The 2,669-nt window shown below is 61.9% G+C and carries 2 protein-coding genes; one reads left to right on the top strand and one right to left on the bottom strand.

The features are described from left to right. Positions 1-397: 397 nt before the first annotated feature. On the bottom strand, positions 398-1,312 hold the full coding sequence (locus tag ABH924_RS24715) for a helix-turn-helix transcriptional regulator (protein WP_404503158.1): 915 nt from the start codon (positions 1,310-1,312) through the stop codon (positions 398-400). Between the two features lie 201 nt (positions 1,313-1,513). Between ABH924_RS24715 and ABH924_RS24720 the strand changes: the two genes are divergently transcribed. After that, positions 1,514-2,359, top strand: coding sequence for an aldo/keto reductase (locus tag ABH924_RS24720; protein ID WP_404503160.1), 846 nt, complete (start codon positions 1,514-1,516; stop codon positions 2,357-2,359). The last annotated feature ends 310 nt before the right edge of the window (positions 2,360-2,669 follow it).

Here is a 2,669-nt window from a genome sequence, read left to right on the forward strand (position 1 = left end):
CACGACCGGCCGGCATACGATGAGCGGCCCCCTGAACCAAAAGCCAGGAGCCGCTCATCCATGCCTCTTGACAACCAGACCTACATATCAGCTTCAGCGCGAAATAAAAGGTTTACGGCACTGGGACGAACCAACCGAGCCAGCTCTGGCCGCACCCGAGCGCAAAAGGCCCATTTGAGCTATGCGCACGCCATCGGAGCACCCGTGGGATGGGACGATGCACTTCAACGAGCCCGCGGGGTCACGCCCAGCCAGGATTCTGGATCCTGTCCGCTCCACCTTTGAGGCCAAGCTCGGATCGGCATCCGCAAGACTGAATATGCGGTTGATGGCCTCTACTTTTTGAATGCATGGTCAGAGTATTCGGAATGCCCCAACCACTGAGGGCCCAATTCTCCTAAGCCGAATCAGTCAAGAACCCGGCGCCGGATGCATCCGTGTTGTCTGTTGTTTGTGTGGGCTCCCAGGCGGTCGCCGCCTCGGCGCCGAAACTGCCTAGCAGTGTGAGGGAATCGGCCGTCGGCGAGCCGGGCTTTGCGGAAAATACGCGCAGCACTTGGTCCGGGTCGTCCGGGAGCGTCAGGTTTTCAACGTTCAGTTCCAAGTCGCCGACGACGGGGTGGTGCAACCGCAGACTGCCCGCAGACCTCCTGGCCACCCGGTGTCCGGCCCACCACAGGCGGAAGTTCTCGCTCTGAACTGCGAGTTCGCCAACGAGCTGATTGGCCTGGGCATCGTCCGGATGCCGGCCAATGTCCACTCGGAGGGTTCCGACCGCTTCGGCCGCTACGGAATTCCAGTCCCGGAAGAGTTCCTTTGCTCGCGGATCGAGCATCATCCAGCGAGTCAGGTTCCGCTCGGCAGCAGGCATGGACGGGAAATCGGCAAGCAGGAGAAAAGCCAGATGATTTCCGGCCAAAACATCCGTTCGGCGCCCCAGTACCAGTGCGGGCACGCTTCCCACGGCATCCAGCAGTTGCTTCAGGGCGGGCCGAACGCTCTGGGCCGGTAGGGGTGGACGCTGGGACTTCGCACAGTTCTCAAGGAGGTCCATCATGTGCGCCTGTTCGCTGGAATCCAGGCGCAGAGCCCGGGCTACCGAGTCCAGTACTGCCCGGGACGGGTGGATATTGCGGCCCTGCTCGAGGCGCGTGTAGTAGTCCGTGCTCACGTCCGCCAGCCGGGCTATCTCCTCGCGCCGCAGCCCGGGAACCCGTCGGACACCCGAAGTGCCTGGCAGGCCGCCGTCTTCGGGCTTCAGCCGTGACCTCATGGCCTTCAGGAATTTTCCAAACTCTGCGCTTTGACCCATAACTCCTATTCTCCACGTCCCGATCACAGCTTTCTACAAGGAAGGTAGGACTGTCCTTCCTAGGAAAACCAGGGAGTGGCATACCGGCTGACACGACGTCCCAAGATAGGTAGCGTATTTTGCAAGCCCGGGCGCACGGTTCGCACCGAATTTCGTGCGGGGCGCTCGAAGGGTCCAATCTCACTGACGGAAGAATCGATAGTGTCGCAGACGCAAGAAACCACCACACCCACCGTGACCCTCAACAACGGCGTCGAAATTCCGCAAATCGGCTTCGGCGTGTTCCAGGTTCCGCCGGACGAGACCCAGCGAATCGTCGAGGATGCGCTTGAGGCCGGCTACCGCCACATAGACACCGCTGCCGCCTACCGCAACGAGGCCGGCGTCGGAGCAGCCATCGCTGCCTCAGGCATTCCCCGGGATGAAATCTTTATCACCACCAAGCTGCGCAACGGCGAGCAAGGCAACGCGCATGAGGCCTTCCAGAACAGCCGGAAAGCGCTTGGTGTCGACGTCGTGGATCTATACCTGATTCACTGGCCGGTGCCCTCGCAGGGGCTCTTCGTCGAAGCTTGGAAGGCGATGGAGAAGCTTTACGCCAACAGCGTGGTGCGTGCCATCGGTGTCTCCAACTTCCTCAGCGAGCATCTGGACGCGCTACTGCAGGACGCTAGTGTGGTCCCGGCGGTGAACCAGTTCGAAATCCACCCCACGTTCCAGCAGAAGGAGTTGGCGGCCAAGTGCCGTGCCTTGGGCATTGCGGTGGAGGCGTACAGCCCGCTGGGGCAGGGGGCCGATCTGAATGCGGCCGCGGTGAAATCGCTGGCCGCCAAATACGGCGCCACACCGGCTCAGATCGTGTTGGCATGGCACGTCGCTTCAGGGATTATTGCCATTCCCAAGTCCTCGACGACTAGCCGCATGCGGGAAAACGCCGACGCTGCGGCGATCACCCTGACTCCCGAGGACCTTGCCGCCATCACACAGCTCGAGAGCGGTGCCCGAATCGGCTCCGACCCCGCCATTGCTTCGCACAGCCAGCTTTAGGTGATCCGGCAATGGGCTGAGGCCGACTGCGCGTCATTGCCGGGCTGACCGTGGTCGAGTCCCGCGCTCGCCCTGAAGTCCAGTGATTAGACCCTCAACCACTTAAGGCGCGAAACGACCAGATCCTCGGATATGGATCTGGTCGTTTCGACGATCTGCCTCCAGGCCAATACAGCTTCGATCCTGCAGTCGGCGCAGGCTTGCGCCGCGCCTACTTCTTCAGTGACTGCGCGATCTGGGCCATGATGGTGGGGTCGGAGAGGGTGGTGGCGTCGCCGGGTTCGCGGCCTTCGGCGACGTCTTTGAGGAG

The sequence above is a fragment of the Arthrobacter sp. GAS37 genome, from assembly GCF_044908325.1.
Lineage (GTDB): Bacteria > Actinomycetota > Actinomycetes > Actinomycetales > Micrococcaceae > Arthrobacter > Arthrobacter ramosus.